General features: G+C 41.5%; 11 protein-coding genes. 4 read left to right on the forward strand and 7 right to left on the reverse strand.

Translation table 11 applies throughout. From position 1 onward, the window contains the following. Positions 1-191 precede the first annotated feature (191 nt). Both BQ7394_RS23760 and BQ7394_RS23765 read right to left on the reverse strand, forming a co-directional pair. Positions 192-2,591: a T9SS type A sorting domain-containing protein gene (locus BQ7394_RS23760; RefSeq protein ID WP_235848811.1), complete on the reverse strand. Its 2,400-nt coding sequence runs from the start codon at positions 2,589-2,591 to the stop codon at positions 192-194. A 74-nt stretch (positions 2,592-2,665) separates the two neighbouring features. After that, positions 2,666-3,769, reverse strand: a complete 1,104-nt coding sequence (locus BQ7394_RS23765) for an acyltransferase family protein (RefSeq protein ID WP_075559657.1) — start codon at positions 3,767-3,769, stop codon at positions 2,666-2,668. A 354-nt stretch (positions 3,770-4,123) separates the two neighbouring features. On the opposite strand from BQ7394_RS23765, the gene BQ7394_RS23770 reads away from it, so the two are divergent. The 3 genes from BQ7394_RS23770 to BQ7394_RS23780 all read left to right on the forward strand — a co-directional run bounded on the left by BQ7394_RS23770 (position 4,124) and on the right by BQ7394_RS23780 (position 8,349). Then, entirely contained in the window at positions 4,124-5,824 is a 1,701-nt protein-coding gene (locus BQ7394_RS23770; RefSeq protein ID WP_075559658.1) for a tetratricopeptide repeat protein, read from the forward strand. A gap of 231 nt (positions 5,825-6,055) precedes the next feature. Continuing rightward, the gene (locus BQ7394_RS23775) at positions 6,056-6,754 is read left to right on the forward strand and encodes a porin family protein (RefSeq protein ID WP_075559659.1); all 699 of its coding nucleotides are present in this window, start codon (positions 6,056-6,058) and stop codon (positions 6,752-6,754) included. 113 nt (positions 6,755-6,867) lie between these two features. After that, on the forward strand, positions 6,868-8,349 hold the full coding sequence (locus tag BQ7394_RS23780; RefSeq protein WP_075559660.1) for a DUF3943 domain-containing protein: 1,482 nt from the start codon (positions 6,868-6,870) through the stop codon (positions 8,347-8,349). An 11-nt stretch (positions 8,350-8,360) separates the two neighbouring features. Here BQ7394_RS23780 and BQ7394_RS23785 read toward each other — a convergent pair whose 3' ends face one another. Beyond that, on the reverse strand, positions 8,361-9,143 hold the full coding sequence (locus BQ7394_RS23785; RefSeq protein ID WP_075559661.1) for a potassium channel family protein: 783 nt from the start codon (positions 9,141-9,143) through the stop codon (positions 8,361-8,363). Positions 9,144-9,343: 200 nt separating this feature from the next. On the opposite strand from BQ7394_RS23785, the gene gadC reads away from it, so the two are divergent. Next, on the forward strand, positions 9,344-10,888 hold the full coding sequence (gene gadC, locus BQ7394_RS23790; protein ID WP_075559662.1) for a glutamine/gamma-aminobutyrate antiporter GadC: 1,545 nt from the start codon (positions 9,344-9,346) through the stop codon (positions 10,886-10,888). 77 nt (positions 10,889-10,965) lie between these two features. Here the strand turns inward: gadC and BQ7394_RS23795 are convergent, their stop codons facing one another. From BQ7394_RS23795 to BQ7394_RS23810, 4 genes are all read right to left on the reverse strand, one after another. Next, positions 10,966-14,580, reverse strand: a complete 3,615-nt coding sequence (locus tag BQ7394_RS23795) for a glycosyl hydrolase (protein WP_075559663.1) — start codon at positions 14,578-14,580, stop codon at positions 10,966-10,968. 160 nt (positions 14,581-14,740) lie between these two features. Continuing rightward, positions 14,741-16,780, reverse strand: coding sequence for a beta-L-arabinofuranosidase domain-containing protein (locus tag BQ7394_RS23800; protein WP_075560218.1), 2,040 nt, complete (start codon positions 16,778-16,780; stop codon positions 14,741-14,743). 20 nt (positions 16,781-16,800) lie between these two features. Next, the gene (locus BQ7394_RS23805; RefSeq protein WP_075559664.1) at positions 16,801-18,654 is read right to left on the reverse strand and encodes a glycoside hydrolase family 127 protein; all 1,854 of its coding nucleotides are present in this window, start codon (positions 18,652-18,654) and stop codon (positions 16,801-16,803) included. A 17-nt stretch (positions 18,655-18,671) separates the two neighbouring features. Further along, positions 18,672-20,225 (reverse strand): MGH1-like glycoside hydrolase domain-containing protein, encoded by a 1,554-nt coding sequence (locus tag BQ7394_RS23810; RefSeq protein ID WP_075559665.1) that lies wholly within the window; start codon positions 20,223-20,225, stop codon positions 18,672-18,674. Between the last annotated feature and the right edge of the window lie 32 nt (positions 20,226-20,257).

Consider the following 20,257-nt stretch of genomic DNA (forward strand, 5'->3'; position numbering starts at 1 on the left):
TGATCCAAAAGTAATCAAAAAATCAAGGCTGCATCTGCCTCGCTACTCCGCATCCTGCGTTCGCTGTCGCCTCCGAACTCGCTTCGCTCAAACAGCGGATGCTCCGGCCGCTCACTCCGGCTGCTGCGCTTTACGCTCGCCAGCTGAGGCCTTGAACTTTTGGTTACTTTTCTTTCAAGAGAAAAGTAATATTAATCTATTTTAATAGTGCGGATCGTTTTAACCGCCTTATCCGTAACCAGCTTAAAGAAATAAACACCCGAGGGTATATTTCCCGCATCTATCCATTCTGTCGGATTATTTATTTTCCGGATCATTTTTCCGTCGGCGGAATAAATATCTATGTATTTGATCTGCTGATAATTTATTATATGTATCCGGTCTCTGAATATGGCAGGGCTGATATTTATCTCTTCCTTAGCCGATATGCTTTCAGAACTTACTTTTACTTCTGCCACAGCCGGGGTTGCTTTACTTTCTTTTGAATCATAAAGAGCTGAAACACTGTAATTATGGATACCTGAAATCACATTTTTGTCTGTAAATTGTAATGTTGAAGCCGGAACTGTTGCCTGTTTTATCTGATTTTTATAGATGTTATATCCCGTGACAACGGGGAATGCCGTAATAGGTTGTGTTGTCGTAGACCGGAGTTCCGTTAATTTACCTTCTTCGGAAGTGATAGTTGCGGAGATGATAAAATTATTATCATTTTCTTCATTTAGTAAATATTCCCATTTGTTTCCGTCGAACGATACTAAATTACCTTTTCCATTAATAGCCGGTCCTTTATCTATAAAAGCGGGATAAGCCGATCGGTTATATTTTCTGGCATATATGGAAATGATCAGTTCCTGGCCGGCATCGATAGTATATGGTGTTTTTAACTCTACCGTATTCGATCTGTTAGCTGTCGTATTGCCTACTTCCTGTTGATATGTACGTTCTCCCTGCTTGATATAAATAGCATAGTTGACATTGTAAGCAGGGATGAATTTAACATTCGTCAGTGTCTTTTTATGCATATTTCCCAGGTCTTCAGGCTCCCAACGTTGACCGAAATAAAAAGGAGAACCTTGGTATCCGAGCTGTTTGTATGAGCTTTGTGTTCCCCACCCAATTGTTTGGCTATATATGGGAGCACTCCACTGTATAAGGACATCTTTGGAAGAAACAACCCCGGCTGTTACATCTGTCGGCGATTTGTAATTGATCAGGTTTCCTTCTTCTCCTGTTTGCGATAAACCCGGAAGCACTGTGGTGCCCGTGTTCAGGGGATCCAGCCATATATCCATCCGTCCGGTGTCAGCTTGGCTGTATTTATCCCAGTGATAAGATAATTTGCCATATAGATTATTACCGGTTGTCTGGCGACAGGTGGAATTTCCGCCGCTTAATGTTCCGACTATCTGTTTATTCTCGTTGAAAAGCGGTGAACCGGAAGAGCCGCCTTCCGTTATGGAATGTCCATTGAGGGTCTTATCGAAAATAATATTCCAGTGGGCATCAGGAGCGCCGGTAGTATTCCAGGTCATTGTTTCTACCGGGCGATTGCCAAATGTGGATATTTTCATATAATCACCTGAAGGATGATGAATGTTTACTCCTGATGAAGCAGGTAGATCACTTCGGTCCCATCCGTTGAAATAAACATTATAATCCTGAGGGATCTTCCCGTTCAGCAATAATAATAGGCCGTCGGAACCTCCATCTATCGGAATACTCACGATGCGGCTGCATCCGACCATTGTTTTATGATCGGCAACCGGTGAAGTGCTTTCACATCCAGTCTGTTCGAAATGAAAATAGAATACCCATTGGTTCAGATCCTCTGCTGAAGCTATTTGCCCGTTATCCTGATGTTCCGTACAATGGAAAGCAGATAAGATATAAGGTTTCATATCTTTAGCCGTATTATTTATCAGGGAACCGGAACAAAGATATCCTGCTTTTCCTATTTTTTCTACCATCTGGCAAACCCCGTTCTTTTCAGTTTGCCACTCCTCTCCTTCTTCACAATTTATATTAACCATACAGGAACCGGAAGTTCCCGGACCAGTATTTCGTAAACTGCCGGATACGGTTAAATGATTGTATCCATAGCCTACCTGGCTAATGGCTATTCCGGCTTTATCACCGGATGCAGCTGGTTCATATTCAAGCGTAAGATCATCACCAGCTACAAATTCTGTGGCAAATATTTTTCCTCCCGGATTGCTTTGTGATGTATAGGCTCCTAACAGATGAGTTTTATCAGCATTATAAATAAATAGTTTTCCGCCTTCCGGAATGTAGAATTCGTCGTAATATAACATTAAGGCAATTGCTCCTTTTGCTTGCAGATGGAGCTGCCATACCTTTTCCCCTCCGGGCAGTGTGATCCACTTTCCGGAATTATTGATATTCAGATCCGTATCTATTAAAGTAGAAACAGTTAAAGGTGCCCCCTGGCTCACCCGCCATTCGTCGACTGCAATCAGGTCTTCCACACTGAAATTTACAGGAATCTGAACAGCCGGCTGTTCACTTTTCAACATATTTCGATAATTGAAACTGGACGGCTTCCCTCCTTCGCTTATCTGCGATTTCATTTCACCTGCATGAAACAGGAAAAAACTGATAATACTTATATAAATGCTATGACGGAATAACTTGTTACAATTCATTATAATTTGATATAGATATGTTTCTTATATAACCAATATCCCGGAATCCAGTTCAATATGACAAAAAGAATGGCCCATACCAGCGAACCTCCGAAATTACCGAACAGAGGCACCAGTATATCGGTATAAATATAGGATGTTATTCCGCATTTATCGAATATGGTAGCCAAAATAGCGGCTTGTACATAAAGATATAACGGATTGATCCCGAACGACTCGAAGAATAGTGACCATTTCTTTTTACCGTTGATATCGATGATCCAGATCAGTAAGGCAAGGAACAATGATCCGAATCCACAGGTGGTTAGTACGAATGTGCTGCTCCATAATTTTTTATTGATCGGACAACCGTAACTTAACAAAAATCCCAGGAACAGGATGATCGCTCCGAATATAAACAGGTTCCGGATGATCTGTTCATTATTCTTTTTACTGTCCAGAATTATTTTACCGGCATAAAACCCTAACAGGACATGTCCGATGCTCCCCACACAACTTAACAGTCCTTCCGGATCGAAAGCTATACGTGTCCCGTCTGCCAGGTAATCATGGTACATATGTGTATTGCCAAACAAGAGACGGTCTACAACCGCAATAATATTGTCTTCCGATAGTGTCGTACTTCCGGTGAAAGTAAGAAGCATCCAATAAACGATCAGGATACCGGCTGCCGTTTGCCAGATGTATTTGTGATTAATGGCCAGTCCGATCAGTGAACCTGCACCATAAGCCAGTGCCAAGCGCTGCATTACTCCGAGGATACGAAGATTCTCAAAATGAGTGAATCCGTTGTAACATATATGTGAGAATAAATTCAATCCGAATCCGACCAGGAAGATCAACACAGTGCGCTTCAATATTTTCGTAACGCTTTCTTTGGATAATTTGAAATTGTATTTCCGTAATGAAAAGAACATGGAAACTCCCATGATGAACATAAAGAACGGAAATACCAGGTCGGTCGGTGTCAAGCCGTTCCATGATGCGTGGCGGAGTGGTGCATATACATAATCCCATGTTCCGGGGTTGTTTACCATGATCATTCCTGCAATAGTAATACCTCTCATTACATCCAGTGAGAGTAGCCTTCCTGATTGTGCCATAACTTAGATTTTTGGGTTGTAGATGCAAATGTAATTAAAAAACAACAGGGTTATGTTATTTGTAAAATAAAACACTAATGTTCAGTAGAATGTATCCTTTGTTTTAGTATATTTATACGGCACTTTTTAATGGCTGATAATTGTCAGCCGCTTGGCTCATATTTATCAACCATACGGTTGACAATTGTCGGCCATTCGGTTGATAAATATCAACCACTGATTTCCTCGGCATGTAATTGGATTTAGTATGTAGGGTAATTGAAATCCCTTCGGCTATATTGTAAATTTTTGTTATATATTCTTTGTCGTTCTTTTTTTATTGACTAATATTGCGATGTTATAATGTGGCATCCTATGAAAAATATATTCTACCTGTTATTTCTTTTGATTACGTTTTTTACAAGTTGTCGAAATGAATCGACTGAACGCCAATTGATAAATGACGCTGAAGCTTTGTTAGAAATAAAACCGGATAGCGCTTATCTGTTGTTGGATAGCATAACTATGGCTGATAACTTGAGTGATAAGTTATTAGCCCGCTGGTGTATGTTGTATGGAAAAGCAGCCGATAAAGTGCATGAAGACATGCCGTATGTATCTCAATTATTACGTGCACGAACCTGGTACGAAAAACATGGAACACCTTATGAACAGGCACAGATCGGTTTATTCTTAGGACGATCATACGTAGAAGATAGTGAATATATGAAAGCGATGGATGCTTATGCACAGGCGCTGGATATAGCTGAAAGGGCAAAGGAGTATAATGTGGCTGGGTATATTTGTTCTTATATGGGGGATTTATATGAATTGAAAGGATTCTTTCAGGAAACTCTTGATAAGTATAACCAATCTGCTGATTATTTTTTGAAAGCCGATAATAAGAGAAGTTATGCGTTGGCATTGAAGTTTATGGCACAAACATTGGCGTTTGAGGACTCTTGTTCATTGGCATTGGAATATTTATTGAAAGCTGATTCCATTGTTGTTTGTTTACAAGATTCGGGTGCTATTTCTGCTATTTCGAATGGACTTGGAAATATATATGGAATATTAGGTGATACGCTTAAGGCAGAAACTTATCTTTTAAAGGCGTTGGATACAGATTCTTTAGATAGTGCACCAAATTTTTTAGCATTAAGTAGCTTATATATGGATATGGGTAATCTTGATAAAGCTCGTTGGTATTTGAATAAATCAAGAACAATACCTATAATAAATCAATATACTCCAATTTCATCTTTATATCTTGAACATGAATTAGAGAAAAGATCTAATAATTCGGAACTAGCTTTATCTATTTTGGAACAGTATGTAGAAAAAGTTGATTCTATTTATAATTCAACTATTCATTTGGATATATTAGATGCAGAAAAAAGATATAACCATGTAATGTTATTAAACGAGAATAATCAATTGCGCATAACAAATTTAGTTGACATTATTATTTTGATACTGATTGTTATTATTTGTTTGATTCTATTCATAGTTTATCAGTATAGAAGTAAATTGAGGAATGATAAACTATATGAGCAGGAAATCAAATTGAAGCAGAATGATATGAAGATATATGAATTATCTTCAGAACTGAACAGAATGAAAGGTGAATTATCTTTACAAGGCTCGTTGGAACACAATGAGCAGATACTGGATAAATTGAAGAGTAATATTACGGAAATTCAAAATGAATTGATTCTCTTACGAAGAGAAAAATTACTATCGTCGCCGATTGTAAATAAAATAACGAAACTATCATTGAAAGTAATTCCAGGAAAAGGATCTCCATTGAGTGATAAAGATTGGGTTAGTTTGAAAAATGTAATAAATCAAATATATACTTCATTTAGTAATTTCATAATTAATAATGATTATGGACTGAGTCCGGCAGAATTGCAATATTGTTATTTATCTTTTTTGGAATTAGACATAAGAGCAGAATCTATATTGCTAAATATAAATCCGGAATCTGTAAGTAAACGTAGGTTCCGTGTACGCCAAAAGTTAGGAAATATAGAAAAAGAATTATCATTATATGAATATTTTGTAAATATTTGATATTTAGCAAATTAGGTTGTTGGTTGTCTATATATGTGTTTTTAAGTGTTTGATAATCAATAATAGGTAGACTATTGAAGATTGGGGGTTTTTACTGTTTTTTTAATGATTAGCACATACATTTGTTTCAAATACCTATGTAAGTATGAGAATACATATCTTCTAGTACTTGATGGTGAGAATCAACTTTGTAACTAATTATTTATTTGTTAATCATATAAAAGAGTCAGTATGAATATTAAATTCTGTATTTTGAGTATGCTCGTTTGCATGAGCGTGGTGAAGATGAGTGCCCAGGTTCGTTTAGGAGCAGAAATTGGTATGAATGTTTCTTCTTTGGCTATTATAGCTAATGGTCATAATGTGGATGTTGCGGGAGGATTATCTGCCGATTATTTGTTTAATAATGGAATCACGTTACAATCGGGTTTGTATTATTCGAGTAAGGGTGCTTCCGGGTTGTGGGATGGGTATAATTATTCCTGCGAATTGAGACAGGCCGATATTCATTTGGGCTATATTGAGATTCCTTTAATGGTCGGTTATCGTATTCCGGTAATGAGTAATGTTTATCTGGTTCCTTCTGTGGGGGCTTATTTTGCTTGTGGAGTAACCGGTTATGGTGAAATTGATATTATTGTTTCTAATGAACACGGACATGGTCGTATCTCCGACCAATGGAATAACCCATATAAAGATTTTAAAAAGGATTGGCTTGCAGATACAGAGGTAAAAGCTTTTGATCGGTTTGATTCCGGACTTCGTTTCGGATTGTCGGGAGAAATTTCCCGTTTCGTTATTTCTTTTGCGTATGATCTGGGATTGAAAAAAGTTTGGTCTGGCTTTGATACACCCAGTTATAAGACTTCAACGCATAAGATGAAAAATAGAACTGCATGCATTTCAGTTGGTTATAAGTTCAATTTATAAGAATAGATGGTGAGGCTACTGCGGTAACTTCAACCATTCGTCTATATTCCGACATCTTTGGTAACTTTTTAACATGAGGGAATCAGAACTATTTATTCCATTATCTTTGGATTATGAAAAAGTTTGTGATAGGTTTTCTTTTGTGCTTATTATCAGTAAGTTCTGTTCATTCCCAACTCGCTATCAGGCGCCGGTTGGCTGTGCCTAAAGCGCCTGATTCCCATGATCTTTCTTACTATTCAAAAAATAAAGGATTTCAGGCGGGAGCCACTGTTTTCGGTATTAATATGGGAGTGTGGATTTTTGACCGGTATATCCAGAAAGGGGATTTTGCTTATATCAATGGTCATACGATCAAAGAAAACTTTAAACATGGTTTTATCTGGGATAATGACCAGATGGGGACGAATATGTTCCTGCATCCTTATCATGGTAGTTTATATTATAATGCCGGCCGGTCGAATGGATACAATTACTGGCAGTCGGGATTATATGCTTTTGCCGGTAGTTTTATGTGGGAAATGTTTATGGAGTGTGAGTATCCGTCTACCAATGATATCATCGCAACACCGATAGGAGGTATGGCATTAGGAGAGGTCTTTTACAGGGCTTCTGACCTGATATTAGATGACCGGAAGACGGGAACGAATCGTTTTGGTCTTGAATTTGCATCCTTCCTTGTTTCACCGGTACGTGGGTTGACCCGTATAATAAACGGGGATGCCTGGCGTAAGAGAACGACTTCAGGAAAACAGTTTGGAGTACCTGAAATAAGCGTAGAGGTGTCTATGGGAATACGGGCCCTTGAACTGGAAGATGAGATATTCGATAAAGGTGTCGGATTTGCTTCGGAAATCAATATAGAATATGGTGACCGTTTCGATGCGGAAAAAAGAAAACCTTATGATTACTTCTCTGTAAAAGCAAATCTGAATATACAAGCGTCACAACCGGTATTGGGACAATTGAATATTATCGGCCGTCTGGCTGGTAAAGAATTGATAGATAATAAAAAGCATTATCTGAGCCTGGGGCTTTATCAACATTTCGATTATTATGATTCGGATACTATTTCGGATATATCGGCTAAAACGCCTTATAAATTTTGTACACCGGCATCGTTCGGTGGTGGCTTGATTTATAAAAATAAAAGGTTCAAACGATGGGATATCGATATCTATGGTCATCTGAATGCCATTCTTTTGGGAGGGGCACTCAGTGATTATTATCGGGTGGATGAACGCAATTATAATCTGGCCAGCGGATACAGTACGAAAGTAGGTTTTAATTTCATTTTCAAGAAAGATAAATTTTCAGCATCAACTACTTACGAAGTTTATCATATGTTTACCTGGAAAGGGTATCCGGAAGACATCGACTGGAATGATTTTAATTCGAAAACTCTGGATGCACAAGGCGACCGTTCGAAAGCGATATTGCATGCAATCGGTTTGCGTATGGATGTAAAACTGAAAAAGAGGTTGTATTTGACCGGTTCTTTTATGAATTATACAAGGGATACGAATTATAAACATTTTGATGATGTCTTCTCCAGTACTTTGGAAGGCAGGCTCATGCTGACATATAAATTATAAGTATTGGAACGTTATGTCTGTTTGGGAGATGAAATATCTTTATTTGTTGTTTCGGACGAAGCGGCAATCTTATCCTGGGCGACTTGTTCCTTATTATAATATTCTTCTCTTTTTTTATTGGCGTTCTGCACCAGACTGGTCACGTAGACGGTAAAGATCGGGAACATCATCATCCCCAGTGCAGCTAGCAGTACCGATAATATCCGTCCCGTAGGCGTAACGGCATAAATATTCGAACCTACCGTCGTTACATCCATGAAAGCCCACCAGAGTGCATCATCATAACCGGTTACCTGTGGATTTACCTTATGTTCGATGACAAAGAATATCAGACTGGAAAAATAAACCGTAGCCAGCAACATTGTCAGATAAGATACGAACAATCCTGAAGCCTTGTTGGAAGATAACCATCCTACCACTATTGCCAGGGCGTAACCACTACGTGCCAATGGGATAAAACGTAGGAAATAGGTGATCTCCGGTGAAAATTCAATCCCATAATAATTGATAATATTTAGATAAGGAATGGATACGATCAGGAAAATCAGGTGGGTTTGCAGATAATATAATTTACGTTTTGATAAGAAAAACTCCAAAACAAAGTCGGCAATGAAGAACATGCAGATCCAGAACTGTATCTTCAAATACGATCCCTGTGTCATGAAAGGGATATTCTTGAATGTATCGATTGAAATTACAACAATAAGGAACAGCGAAAGTAGCAAAATGATAACGTGCAATACTCCGTATATTCCTCTTTTCTCATAAATAATATCATTAAAAGCTGACTTCATTACGTTTAATCTTTAGGCGTTTAAATAGAAATATTTTAGGGTATCTAACATTGAAAACCCTGATTTTGTTTTTAACACTATTCTGTTAATTAACCTAGTTTGACACCTTGTTGACAAACTAACACAATACCGATTTGTTTTACTGTCATATTTAAAGCGAAACTAAACAATACAAAATTCACATTTAAACAGTAAAATTCATGGCAAATGTAGGAAAAGCAGTAAAACTTGGAGTTTTTACTCTTGCGATTATGAATGTTACGGCGGTAGTATCTCTCCGCGGACTACCAGCCGAGGCTGTATACGGATTAAGTTCAGCCTTTTATTATCTATTTGCGGCAATTGTCTTTTTGATCCCGACGTCGCTGGTGGCAGCTGAGTTAGCAGCCATGTTCCAGGATAAGCAGGGTGGAGTTTTCAGATGGGTAGGAGAGGCCTACGGTAAGAAATGGGGATTCCTCGCCATCTGGGTACAATGGATTGAAAGTACGATCTGGTATCCCACTGTGTTAACCTTCGGTGCAGTATCCATTGCTTTTATAGGAATGAATGATGCGCATGACATGACACTGGCTTCAAATAAAATGTACACATTAGCTGTTGTATTGATCATTTACTGGCTGGCTACCTTTATTTCATTGAAAGGGTTGAGCTGGGTAGGTAAAGTTGCTAAAGTAGGCGGTATTGTCGGTACGATCCTTCCGGCTGCTCTGTTGATCATTCTCGGAATCGTTTACCTGTCGATGGGTGGTCATTCGAATATGGACTTCCATGGTAATTTCTTCCCTGACTTTTCTAAGTTCGATAACCTGGTTCTTGCATCCAGTATCTTCCTGTTTTATGCAGGTATGGAAATGGGTGGTATCCACGTAAAAGATGTTGAAAATCCTTCTAAGAACTATCCGAAAGCTGTGTTTATCGGTGCGTTGATCACAGTTCTTATTTTCGTGTTGGGAACTTTCTCACTGGGCGTTATCATTCCTCAGAAAGATATTAACCTGACACAAAGTCTATTGGTTGGTTTTGATAACTATTTCAAATTCATCCATGCTTCCTGGTTGTCTCCTATTATTGCTATTGCCCTGGCATTCGGTGTACTGGCAGGTGTATTAACATGGGTTGCCGGTCCGTCAAAAGGTATCTTTACAGTTGGTAAGGCTGGTTATCTGCCTCCTTTCTTCCAGAAAACAAATAAGATCGGTGTTCAGAAAAATATTCTGTTGGTACAGGGATGTGCTGTTACTTTATTGAGCTTACTGTTCGTTGTAATGCCTTCAGTACAAAGTTTTTATCAGATCTTATCACAGTTAACAGTGATCCTTTATCTGGTTATGTACCTATTGATGTTCTCCGGTGCAATCGCATTACGTTACCGGATGAAAAAAGCCAATCGTCCGTTCCGTATCGGTAAACATGGTAACGGTCTGATGTGGTTTATCGGTGGCCTTGGTTTCTGTGGTTCATTACTGGCCTTTATATTAAGCTTTATTCCGCCGAGTCAGATTTCTGTCGGTAGTAATACTGTTTGGTTTGCCGTATTGATTATCGGTGCTATTGTTGTAGTGGCCGCCCCGTTTATTATCTATGCTTCCAAAAAAGCATCGTGGGTCGATCCGAATGCGCAGTTCGAACCCTTCCATTGGGAAGAAGCAAAAGTACAGGCTCCTGTTGCCGGTGTTACAACTCAGACTGCCAATACAAATAATACAACTAATACAACAACAACGACAAATACACAAGCTTAGCCAATACCTCTGTAATTTCTATTTTACATACAAAAACAAGGGACGGAATCTTTATGATTTCTGTCCCTTGTTCGTGTTTATCTGTTTTCTGTAATCTCTATCGATACGGTTCCTAAGAGTCCGGCAGTCGTTTTTCCCCGGTATTGTGTCGGAACGGAGAGATAGTAGTTGGCAGCCGTGTTATGTATCAATACTTCAATCTTATTATTACCGGCTTTAACATGATCAGTAATGTCAAATAGCCAGGGTGCAGTCAGTTTCAGGCCTGCTTTTTTGCCGTTTATCCATACTTCTGCAGTAGAAATGACTTTGCCGAGGTTCAGATGAACTCTCTGGTTATTTGCTATATCTTGCAGTTGGATATTCTTACGATACCAGGCACCTCCTGAATAGGTCGAGATTCCTTCTATCTGTGACCAGTCGCCGGCTGCAATCAAGCCTTCCCCACATATCTGTCTGATCGGACCATCAATAGCCGCTCCACCGGTATTACCCCATTCTTCTTCTATACGGATGGCTACTGTGGATACCCGTTTGTTCGGGTTAGGGATCGTGGCCTCATAGGTTATGCAACCGTCCGCGCGTTTTCCTTTAATATCCAGCAGACAGGCTTTTCCGTCTACCCATACTTCTGGTTTTCCGAAAGCGGAAAATACGAATTTCTCGAGTCCCGGAGCCGATTTGAAACGGTATTGCCCGTAGGTTGTTTCCTGTGTCTGTCTGATATCGAACGGGAGTATCGAACGATCTCCTCTGAAATTGGTAGCCAATGGTTTTTCGGCTGTTGCTTCTTTGAGTATACGCGGGGTGTCGCCTTGTTTTCGGATGACGCACCAGGTTACACCGAAAGTATCGTAATGCAGTACGATTTCGTTGAGACCTTCTTTCAATAAGATACTTCCCGATAAGTCCTCGGTCTGCTTTCCATTGATATAAACGGCTGCCGGCTTCAGTTCTCCGAGTGAGAGTTGGTAGGTTCCTGCTTCCGGAGCCAGTACATTCGAATAGAGATAATAGTTTTTATTACCGCTTGGGTCTTCTACTCGTAGTGTTTCTCTGAATTCCTGTTTGAATTCGCCTAACCTGATGAATTCATCGTGTACGGTTGCTTTCAGTCCGTGCCATCCTTGATGGCCGTAATCGTTTTCTACTCCCCAGCGCCAGGAGAATTCGTACGGCTTCCAGCGGTATTCTTTATTACTGTCTATGATACCTTCGGATTTTCCTGGGAGATTGCTGAAAATCAGTTCTTCTGTCAATTCTGGAGTGGCTTCCAGCAGCATAAAGCGGGGAGCGAATGTGAAAGTCTTGGATGTCCAGTCATCATCGTTGAAGGAAGGAGATTGCCACCCGTCTGTAGCATTGGAGCTTTGGTTGTAGCGCGCTTTGTAAATATAAGCTCCCAGTATTTCTTTGGTAGCAGGCCAGTGGAAATCACCGAATTGGTTATCCAGGCTCGGTTTGAGTTCGAATTCCCATTCACCATCTAGTACGATTGTCTCTGTTATTTTGTGTTCCACAGGGATTGAGATCGTGGCTTTCCGGGCTGGATCGAATACGAAGATATGCATATCCTGCTTATCGAGTGGCATACGGATACAGGTTCCTTCGTTGGTAACGGATGATGCGGATATTTCCCGGGAAGTTCCGGTCCATGGATCCCATAGTTCTATCCCGCCTGTTGCGCGGAAGAAGCATTCTGTATCTTTAGGTACATTATATACGGCGTAGAGATCTTTACCTGCTATTTTCCGGTGCATGATATAAGTTTCATCCTGTTTATCCTGCCCGGAAGTGATGCGGAAGTCGCGGGTAAGATGTGAGTCAAGAATATGGAGGATCTCTTTGTTGCTTGTGGCGATAAATGCGTTATTGCCGGATGTTTTGAATAGTTTGTCGAGTAATGTGTTTACACGGGTATCATTTAATCCTTTCTTCTCTGTTGCTTCGGGTAAATCGCCGAGGTTGATGACAATGCCTCCGCTTTGTTTGAATTTCAGTGCTTTTTCCAGGGAAGAGTGACGAATGGCTTTCATGGAAGGGATAATGAGTACTTTGAATTCTTCTCCTGAAATATGAAGTTTACCGTTTTTTACGGTTGCCTTATCCAACGATTGGTAATCCATGAAGTCGAAATCGATACCTTTCTTATAAAGAAAATCTCCCAGGCTGAAAGCTTTTTCCACAGCATCGTTACCGTATCCGGCTACTACCGGTTCTACGGGATAGAGAATTGCTATATCGGCCCGGTGATATCCTTGTGAGAGAACATAACTCAGACGTTCGGAACATTCGAGTAGGGGCCCCATTTGTTCCCAATAAGGCATGTGGGTATGATTACACGGAGGTGCCCATTCCCACCAGCCTCCTACCGTACTGTAAAAGAAACCATGCAGGCTGAGCAGGTTCTGACCCATGGCAAAATTAGCAAAGATCGCGTCGGTAACATGAGCTGTGTTGCTATCCCATTTACTACTGTGAAAACCTTCCAGCCATACTCTCGGACGTTCGTAAAGATGTGCGATGGAAGAGGCTACTTTATTTTTTATAATGTCTTTCGAGAAATTGGGCTGATCGCAACCCGGTGCCTGGTTCCATCGCTGGGTACGGAAGTAATCGCCGAATTCACTGACATCTCTTCCGCGTCCGCCATGGTCGCAGCCGTAAATGAGGTTACGATCTTCGTGCCATTGGTATACGGGGATGAAGAAGTTCTCTTCGCTGAGCGATACCATGACGTCATTATAATCCAGACGGATTTTAGGAGTGATTGAACCTATATGGGTGAACAGGGCGGCGAGGTAGGGGACGATATCGTATCCTTTCCGTTTCTTGAATTCATCTCTGAAGATTGAATTCCAGATGCAGCCGTGCAGGTTGAAGTTTAGCTCATCAGAAAAAAAGAAGTTGAGTCCTCCTTTGGATTGTTCCGGGAAACGGTCTTCGAACCGTTGGAAGAAATGTTTGACATAACTTTTGCCCGAAAGGGGATGCATCGGGTCGAGTGACGGTTTCTTTGCGGCACTGTATACCTGCGTTACGATCCATTTACCTTCCGGTGATTGCCATTGTATTTTGTTGTCAGTAAGGTTTTTGGTCAGGTCGATGCCGGAGTTCTCTATGATTATACTGTCTGTTCCCAACTGGTAAGCATATAAGGAAAGCAGATTTTCATGGCATGTTTTCTCATAGCTGCCTTGAATGGTATCGCTCTCGAATTTCAGTTCGGCTCCCGTCAATCCGGGGTTTTCTTTTAGGGCATCATCAACGTAAGAACCTTGTCCGACTCCCAGTGTGTAATCGCTGAGACTGACGGTCATATTTCGTTTTTTCGCTTCTCCCATGAACCAACCGAACAGATCCCACCATTCTTCAGTAAAGAGGGCCGGGCGGGAAGGGAAAGTCAAGCCATAACTGACTCCGCCTTTGTCCGAGTGGGCATAATTAACCTGTAAGCTGGTCACTTTTTTTGCAGCCATCTGATCCAGGTGGTAGGTGAGGTGTTCACGGGTTAAAGTATCGCCCATCCACCAGTAGAAAGGTACTTCACCATATCCTTTGGGAGGCGTTGCAAAACCTTTTTTTAAATCCATAGTGACGGAACGATCCGGATGTCCGGGAGGCAATTGTTTTACCTGGGAAGAAAGAAACTGGGAAAAAATACACAAGGTTAAAATAAAGAGTTTTTTCATGGTTGATTAGTTTATATCTGTAATAAAACAAAAGTAGTTACTAATCAGGATAATAATGTTTCAAATATGATATTATTATTATGTATTTTGGCTTTATGACGAGATAGTTAAACCACCTTCAAGTGTATGTTATCTTCTTGAAGGTGGCTTGGAATAGATATTATCTTACCGGGAATTCGGTAATGCGGAGTGTTGTACACCCATAAGGTATCAGTTCGATCGTTTCTTCTTCTCCGACATCGTTACCTTGTTGCGTGAAGAAAGGAACCGGCCCGGCGGAACCTCTGACGAGTGTCCAGTTGTTTACCCGTTTTGCTTTTGTTTTGATGCGTATAGGTGCATTTTCTACATTCCACGGATAAATAGGAACGGTAGACGATTTCTCTACGGTAAAAGATGTCTTGATCTGTTCAGGCGAGAAGCTACGGTGTAATAAAGCGTAGTTCCAGGGAGAATCGGAAGTTACCTCATAATACCATTTGCCGTATTCTCCGGCTTTCTCGTTTTCGAATGTTTTCTTTTCCCATTTTTCATTCATTTTCAAAGCATATACCAGCGGACCACGTTCAACTACGGCACTGTTGTCGTACCAGCGGCTTACAGCTACTTCCATCGGTAATTCGACGCTCAGTACATCGCCGTTCTTCCATTCGCGGTTCACACGTGCTACAGTTCCCGGATAGGCGTCGATAGTGACCGGTTCGCCGTTCAGTTTAACCACCGGATTCTTACACCAGGCCGGTATACGGATGTGGAAGGGGAAGAATGCCTGTTTCACCTTTTTATCGGCGAAGGAAATGTTGAAACGGATGGCCTCTTCGAAAGGATAAGCTGTTTCTTCTTTGATATTTACAGTAATGCCGTTGGCTACTTTTGCCGATACCTGTGACGGGGCATATACTAAAGCAGCAATACCGTTGTCGGCAGTAGCATACCATAAGTTCTGTACAAACTTGGGCCAGCCTTGATGAAGGTTGGAGGTACAGCAAGGATAGCCAGTCAGTTCGCCGAACAGGATGTCGGTATCTTCATGGGGAGTGGAAAATTCTCTCCAGTCGCGTGTGACGGCTACCTGGTTCGTTTGTTGGTAGTACTGGCGGCCGGAATAATCGTCGGTTACCTGTGTTGGCAGTGCGTTATAGGTTACCCGTTCCAGATAATCGGCCCATTGGATATCGCCGGTTATTTCCAGCATTTCTTCCAGCGAATACATCATTTCTACAGCCGTACATAGTTCGGAACCTGCTGTCGGTTTTCCGAAACGCAGCAATTCGTCACCACCCCATAAGCCGGTAGGCAGACCTATTGTGTTATGAATATCATGAACAGCCTTCTTTGTTGCTTGTATCTGTTTCGGATCTTTGTTTTGCTGGTAATAAACGATCGGCTCCTTGAATCCTTGTGCCAGGTTTACGCAATGCAGGCTGTGCTGGCGTGACAAATGATCCTGGTTCAGGAAGATATCCGTCCAGTTGAATGTCTGTTTATGGATAAGTTCGCCCAGATCGAGCAGGAATTTATCTCCGGTAATGTTATACAGCCAGTAGACGATCATCAGGTTATCGCCGCCACGTTGTTCACCCCAGAATGTCCATTTGCCAAGCGGGTTCTTTGGTAATTCGGCTAACTGGTATTTGAAATAATTGGTCAGGAAACCGATTACGCGGGTATCGTTGGTTGCCGTATAGTACTGCTGCATGATTTTCAGCATGACCATCTTGGGCCACCAGTCCTGGGCATTGTCACGTTGTAATCCCGGTTCGTAGCTGCGGTCGGTGTCGGGCCCGAAATAGCCGTTCGGTTTCTGAGAGGCCAGCGTCCATTCGATCCAGGGTTTTACTTTCTCTATAAGAGCCTGGTCATTCAGAATGTAAGCCAGTGGGAGCAGGCCGTCTATCCAGTACGGGCCTCGTTCCCATACATCGCCGTCTCCGCCGAGCCAGCCGTTGCGCGGTCCCATCACTTTTTCGTAGACCTCATCCAGATGTCCGGTCATTCCGTTTTTCATCCGGACGAGTTGTTCCTGCATCCAGCCTTCGGCTTTGATAGAACCTAGAGGAAGTTCTATGTATGTTTTTTGTAATAGTGGCTGGCGGTTATTCAAATAATTACCAGACACGGATTCTCCTCCGGCAGGTGCAGCCGAAGCAATCGCAAGGGTCGCAAATGATGCGAAAAAGATTTTTATTAATTTGTTCATGGTCATGTAGAATATATGAATTACTCTTTATAATCGATCCAAACTTTCATTTTTCCGGCTTCCCGGTTATCCCAGGTGTAGTAGGGGATGAAAGACAACTTTTGATTGCCGGATACGGCTTCAATCTCTTTGATGCCTCCCAGTTTACCGGGTTCGTCTTTTACTTCGAAAGAAGTACCGGCTGCCAGATTGAGATTGGCAAAGTCTTTGGAATTATCAATCTCTTCCAGGCAATAAACCAGTGGACCGCGCTGTACAGCCCGTTTGCCTACGTCTTGTTTTACACGTGGATCAGCAGAAACCATTTCGACCGGCATATCCATGTTTAGTGCGATCTGATCTCCTGATTTCCAGTCTTTGACAATAGCATATCCTTTATCTGTCGATGCATTAACGGGATTGCCATTAACAGACAATGTATATTTTTTACACCATCCCGGAATACGGATGCGTAGTTCTTTATTCAAAGGCTGTGCGGAGGTAACTGTCAGTTTAACCAGTCCGTCCCATGGATAATCTGTCTCCTGTTTCAAGGTGACTTTTTTGTTATCCACGGTAATTTGTGTCGTATTTCCCATATAAAGGTTTACCCACAAGGCTTTATCTGATGTGCCATAGATATAATTACCGATAGAGGGCAGGAAGCGTGAAATCTGGCTTGGGCAGCAGGCGCAACCGTACCATGCCTGGCGGTGGTGATCTCCTTTTGATTCCAGGGGATTGACATAGAAGAAACGGTCTCCTGCCAGGGAAACACCTGCCAGAGCTCCGTTATACATAGAGCGTTCCAGTACATCCACATATTTGGAGTCGCCGGTAAACTGGTTCATACGTTGGTTCCAGTAAACCATACCGACAGAGGCACAGGTCTCACAATAGGCATCCATATTAGGCAGGTCATAATCTTCTGTAAATCCTTCATTGTGTCTGGAAGAACCGATACCACCGGTAACATACATATTGCGCAGAACAACATCATCCCACAGACGATCCAACGCTTCCACGTAACCGGTATCTTTCTTCAGGGCAGCAACATCGGCCATACCACAATACAGATACATACAACGAACAGCGTGGCCGGAAATATCTGTCAGCTCGCGAACCGGAACGATGTCCTGGTAGTAAGCCGGATCCCACTTGCCGTCGTCTCCTTTACTTCCATGGCCGTGGCCTCTTTCTTCCAATAGCCAGTTGGCAAAGTCCAGGTATTTTTGCTCTTTGGTAGTCTGATAGAGTTTTACCAGGGCCAGTTCTATTTCTTCATGTCCCGGTACCCAATGGCGCTTATCAGGGCCGAAGAGGCTCATCATATGGTCTGCCATACGCATACTTACGTCGAGCAGTTTGCGCTTTCCGGTAGCCTGGTAATAAGCAACGGCAGCTTCCATCATATGACCCGCGCAATACATTTCGTGCTTGTCCATATTTTTCCACCGTTTGTCCAATCCGGTCAGGGTATAGAATGTATTGATATATCCGTCCGGTTGTTGTGCGGCGGCTATCTTATCGATCCATTCGTCGGCTTTCTTTTCCAGTTCGGGATTCGGATTGTTGATGAGGCTATAAGCAATACCTTCGAGTGCTTTATATACATCCGAATCATCGAAGAAAATACCGGAATGTTCACCTTCTCCTTTGGCCGCATTGACAAAGTTTTGCATGCGACCTGTCTGGTTCTCTATCTGATCTATACAAACAGGTAATGTTGCCGAGATATGTTTACTCAGGCGTGGCGACCAAAAATGGTCTTGTATATGAACGTGGGAGAAGTCTACCTGGTCGATCATTTTGAGGGGAGTGTCTGCTACCTGTTTTTGTTCGCTACATCCCCATAACGCCAAACAAGCCAGAGATAATACTAGATACTGTTTCATGGTCTTAATTTTTAATGTTATAATTCACAACTAATTCTTTTTAAAGTAGGAGAGGAGGCTACTTTCTGACCATCGATGAAGATGGATAATCCGGCTCCTTTGTTATATTTCTCTCCCGTTTTATCATAAAGAACACAGATGGTTCTTCCATGATAGGACACATTATCCAGACAAAAATAATCCCAGTGCCCTTCCGGAACTAATGGATTAATATCCAATCTATTTCCTTCCTGTGGACGGATACCTACTAATCCATTTATAATCAGATCACAAAAAGAAGAATGATTGTAATCTCTTCCGCGTTCTTCCGGTAAACGATTCCGATGCTTCAGTATAGTTCGTGATATCCAATCCCCTGTGAAAGGATTTAGATTTTCATCAATCCATGGTATCTGTGTGCCGTTATCTTTCCTCCTATACTGGCTTCGTGCGTAAATCGTGAGTAAAGTTACGTAATCACTTGAAAATATAAAGGGTTGGACCTGATTATTTAATAAATTGGATAGTCCGGTTAACGTCATAGAGGTAGAATAAGGCCAGGAAGGGCCATTCCACTGGCATTCATGGCCTTCGTAGACCACCTTGAATTCCGGATGACATTGTTCTGCGGTTGTAGGTCCGTAAGGGGCTAAGAAATAGCGTGTATCCATCAGGTATTTCCATGCTACCGCGTATTCCGGATCAGCCAGATCGAAAGCCCATGGTGTATATCCGTGAAGTTCGCGGACATTCTGTAATCGGGCATTTGTTTCCTGTGGCAATACTTTTAAAAATTCGGCATCCTGGTCCCATAGCTTTTTGAACAGGTTGTTTTTTAGTTTCTCAGCTTCTTCTTTGAGTGTTTTTGCCTGGGGATCATTTTTCCATTCGGCAATTCTGGATAAGATTGCAGCTTCCGCAGCCATATAAGAATTAATAGTTGCCCGGAACCCGTTTCCTCCTATGGATATTTCCATTCCGTCTCTGTTATCTGTCTGCCAGAACAACCCCGTTTCCGGTATAAACTTTTCCTTTTTCCATTCAATGTAATTTTCCTTTAACTCAGAATAGAGGTCTTTGAGTATTTGGTTGTCACCCGTTACCAGAGAGTATTGATATATAGCATCTGTAACAGGAAAACTGTAGGAACGGAGGGCACCGCCTCCTTTTATCCAATAATAGGCATAATCTTTCAGGAATTTATTGTTTTTCAGCCATCTGCCTTCTCTGAAATGGAACCAGGCCGGACAACATATGCCATTGTATTTTCCCGCCCAGGATACATCCGGAAGAAATTCGGTAACAATAAATCCATCCGGTGTCTTTTTCAGATGTTTTCTGAATGTCCACCAGCGAAAATAGTAGATCTCTTCTATGTTTTTATCCGGACATTCAAACAAGGGTATATTTTCGGATAAGAATTTTTTTGCCTGGTTATTGGGGATATATTGTACATATAGTTCCTCATCTTGCTGATTGAAGCGGTCTACATACGAATCTAATGTTTTATGGTCAAGTATCTGGCCTATAACCTTGAATGAAAGTCCTGAACTGCAGAAGAGCAATAAAAAAGTAATAATATACTTATTCATGAGGACAAAGATTTTTTAATCTCCCCATCCGA

The sequence above is a fragment of the Parabacteroides timonensis genome (assembly GCF_900128505.1).
GTDB lineage: Bacteria > Bacteroidota > Bacteroidia > Bacteroidales > Tannerellaceae > Parabacteroides > Parabacteroides timonensis.

Coding starts and splice junctions, on each gene's coding strand:
- BQ7394_RS23770 (WP_075559658.1), top strand. CDS start 4,124: ATGAAAAATATATTCTACCTGTTATTTCTTTTGATTACGTTTTTTACA.
- BQ7394_RS23775 (WP_075559659.1), top strand. CDS start 6,056: ATGAATATTAAATTCTGTATTTTGAGTATGCTCGTTTGCATGAGCGTG.
- BQ7394_RS23800 (WP_075560218.1), bottom strand. CDS start 16,780: ATGAACAAATTAATAAAAATCTTTTTCGCATCATTTGCGACCCTTGCG.
- BQ7394_RS23760 (WP_235848811.1), bottom strand. CDS start 2,591: ATGAAATCGCAGATAAGCGAAGGAGGGAAGCCGTCCAGTTTCAATTAT.
- BQ7394_RS23780 (WP_075559660.1), top strand. CDS start 6,868: ATGAAAAAGTTTGTGATAGGTTTTCTTTTGTGCTTATTATCAGTAAGT.
- gadC (WP_075559662.1), top strand. CDS start 9,344: ATGGCAAATGTAGGAAAAGCAGTAAAACTTGGAGTTTTTACTCTTGCG.
- BQ7394_RS23810 (WP_075559665.1), bottom strand. CDS start 20,225: ATGAATAAGTATATTATTACTTTTTTATTGCTCTTCTGCAGTTCAGGA.
- BQ7394_RS23785 (WP_075559661.1), bottom strand. CDS start 9,143: ATGAAGTCAGCTTTTAATGATATTATTTATGAGAAAAGAGGAATATAC.
- BQ7394_RS23795 (WP_075559663.1), bottom strand. CDS start 14,580: ATGAAAAAACTCTTTATTTTAACCTTGTGTATTTTTTCCCAGTTTCTT.
- BQ7394_RS23765 (WP_075559657.1), bottom strand. CDS start 3,769: ATGGCACAATCAGGAAGGCTACTCTCACTGGATGTAATGAGAGGTATT.
- BQ7394_RS23805 (WP_075559664.1), bottom strand. CDS start 18,654: ATGAAACAGTATCTAGTATTATCTCTGGCTTGTTTGGCGTTATGGGGA.